General features: G+C 71.4%; 4 protein-coding genes and 1 tRNA gene. 2 read left to right on the forward strand and 3 right to left on the reverse strand.

Annotated elements, in window-relative coordinates:
* Positions 1 to 807: ATP-dependent helicase C-terminal domain-containing protein (locus tag PV350_RS46040; protein ID WP_500339240.1), on the forward strand; the 807-nt coding region annotated here is incomplete at its 5' end.
* Here the strand turns inward: PV350_RS46040 and PV350_RS46045 are convergent.
* Both PV350_RS46045 and PV350_RS46050 read right to left on the reverse strand, forming a co-directional pair.
* The gene (locus tag PV350_RS46045; RefSeq protein ID WP_499511265.1) at positions 776 to 1249 is read right to left on the reverse strand and encodes a helix-turn-helix domain-containing protein; all 474 of its coding nucleotides are present in this window, start codon (positions 1247 to 1249) and stop codon (positions 776 to 778) included. The genes PV350_RS46040 and PV350_RS46045 overlap by 32 nt on opposite strands.
* A 111-nt stretch (positions 1250 to 1360) precedes the next feature.
* Positions 1361 to 1433: transfer RNA gene (locus PV350_RS46050), tRNA-Leu, on the reverse strand.
* Positions 1434 to 1532: 99 nt separating this feature from the next.
* Here PV350_RS46050 and PV350_RS46055 point away from each other — a divergent pair.
* A complete protein-coding gene (locus tag PV350_RS46055) occupies positions 1533 to 2159 on the forward strand; it encodes an ANTAR domain-containing response regulator (RefSeq protein ID WP_499511266.1) in 627 nt (208 codons plus the stop codon).
* A gap of 18 nt (positions 2160 to 2177) precedes the next feature.
* On the opposite strand, the gene PV350_RS46060 is transcribed toward PV350_RS46055, so the two are convergent.
* A partial coding sequence (locus PV350_RS46060; protein ID WP_500339241.1) for a hypothetical protein occupies positions 2178 to 2632 on the reverse strand: 455 nt, incomplete at its 5' end.

The following is a 2632-nucleotide window of genomic DNA, read 5'->3' on the forward strand; positions in this document are numbered from 1 at the left end:
CGCCTCGCCGCCGTCATCGACGAGGACACCGCCCGCACCGCGGCCGCGCCCCTGCTCACCGAGACCGACGAGGTCACCTGGGCCGACGGCGACGTCACCGCCCACCACGCCGCCCGCCTCGGCGCGATCACCCTCACCACCCGGCCCCTGACCGACCCCGACCCCGCACAGCTGCACACCGCGCTCCTCGACGGCCTCCGCCGCGAAGGACCCCGCCTGCTGAAGTGGACCCGCGACGCCGACACCCTCCGTCGGCGCCTCGCCTTCCTCCACCGCGAGATCGGCGCCCCCTGGCCCGACGTCTCCGACGAGGCCCTGCTCTCCCGCGCGGACGACTGGCTCGCCCCCGAACTCGCCACCGCCCGCCGCCGCGCCGACCTCGCCCGCGTCGACGCCGCCACCGCCCTGGGCCGCCTCCTGCCCTGGGCCACCGGCGACGCCGCCCGCCTCGACGAACTCGCCCCGGAACGCCTGGAGATCCCCTCCGGCTCCAAGGTCCGCGTCTCCTACGACGACGACCGCCCCGTCCTCGCCGCCAAACTCCAGGAACTCTTCGGCTGGACCACCACCCCCCGCATCGCCGGCGGCCGCGTCCCCCTCCTCGTCCACCTGCTCTCCCCCGCGGGACGCCCCGCCGCCGTCACCGCCGACCTCGCCTCCTTCTGGCGCGACGGCTACCGCGCCGTGCGCGCGGAACTCCGCGGCCGCTACCCCAAGCACCCCTGGCCCGAGGACCCCACCACGGCGGTCGCCACCCGGCACACCAACGCCCGCCTCAATGCTCCGGGCCGACGAACCGGTCCATGAGCGCGACGGCCTCCCGGCGGGCGACGGAGATGTTGCAGGCGTTGGCCTGCCTCCAGGCGACGCCTGCGGCGTCGAGCGAGTCGGCGCACAGGCGCCGGATGTGGACGCGGCACACGGAGTTCCCGGGCCGGACGGCCCTCATGGCCTGCTCGCACGTGTCGATCAGTCCGGGCCAGGCGTCGCCGCAGGCAATGCGCAGGGCGTGGCCGCCGTGGGGCTGGGGGCTGATGCAGCCGTCGCCGAGGTAGAGGCCGAGCAGGTAGGCGTAGGCGGGGCCGGATGCGCGGCCGGTGCAGTCGGTGCCGCTTCGTCTGGGTTCGATGCGGGTGCGCCAGTCGCGGATGGCGGAACGGGACACACCGGTCATCCGGCTCACGGAGCTGAGGCTCCGGCCTTCGGCGAGGAGCGCGAGGGCCCGGCGGCGGGTTTCCAGGTCGTACATGTGAACGACTTTGGCGTGATTCCCGCCACGCGTGACCGGAAATCCAGTGCCGCTCACTCGACTCAGTGAAGATCACCCTGAGTGATAAACGCCTTGAATTTGAAGGTGGAGTACCCCGGGTGGGATTCGAACCCACGCTATATGGTGTTTGAGACCATTGCCTCTACCGCTGGGCTACCGGGGCTTCCTTTGAAGCGAAGGCTAGCGTATACCCTCCGTGTCCTAAACATACCGGAGATAGGTAGGCTCTTGGGGCAGCACCTGCCCTGGAACGAGGAGTCCCGTGAGCGCCGCCGAGCCCGTTGACGAGCAGTCGCACGTACCGCCGCTGACCACCCGTGTGGTGATCGCCGAGGACGAGGCTCTGATCAGGCTCGACCTGAAAGAGATGCTCGAGGAGGAGGGCTACTCCGTCGTCGGTGAGGCGGGTGACGGCGAGACGGCCGTGAAGCTCGCCGAGGAGCTGCGGCCGGACCTGGTGATCCTGGACGTGAAGATGCCCGTGCTGGACGGGATCTCGGCCGCGGAGCGGATCGCCAAGGAGAAGATCGCGCCGGTGCTGATGCTGACCGCCTTCTCGCAGCGCGAGCTGGTGGAGCGGGCCCGGGACGCGGGCGCCATGGCGTACCTGGTCAAGCCGTTCAGCAAGAGCGACGTCGTCCCGGCGATCGAGATGGCCGTGTCGCGGTTCACGGAGCTGCGGGCGCTGGAGGCGGAGGTCGCGGACCTGAGCCTGCGGCTGGAGACGCGGAAGCTGGTGGACCGGGCGAAGAGCGTCCTGCAGACGAAGTACGGGCTGACGGAGCCGGCCGCGTTCCGGTGGATCCAGAAGACGTCGATGGACCGTCGCATGACGATGCAGGCGGTGGCGCAGGCCGTGCTGGACGAGGTGGACGGCGCCGCAAAGTAGCGTCGGCCGCGGACCGGGTCAGGCCGCGTGGTCGGGCCAGTCGCGCTGCGGCAGGGGGATGTCCGTCGTGGGCATCCCTTTGTCGTTGGTGACGGCGAGGTGGTCGACGGCGGCGTCGCGGGGGATGTCGAACCACAGGTCGTAGGTGGCGCTGTCGTGGGCCCCGATGTCGATCGTGAGGGGCTGGCGCTTGATCTGCATGGCCTCCCAGTCCATGGCGTGCCGGCTGCCGTCGGTGAGGACGAGCCGGTGGAGGTCGTTGTCGAGGCGCGCGCTGACGGCGTCGTCGACGGTGACGGTGACGCGGATGCGGCAGAGGCGGCCTTCGGCGGGGTGTTCGGCGTGGGTGCCGACGATGACGGCGATGCCGCAACGCAGGGCGAGGGCGCGGAATTCGAGGTTCCCCGCGTGGACGGCCGGTGCGTCGAGGGGGATTTCGAGCTGACGGAGGGGTTGGCCGGTCGGGGGTGGGG

Origin of the sequence: Streptomyces sp. PA03-6a, from assembly GCF_033792765.1 — a bacterium.
GTDB lineage: Bacteria > Actinomycetota > Actinomycetes > Streptomycetales > Streptomycetaceae > Actinacidiphila.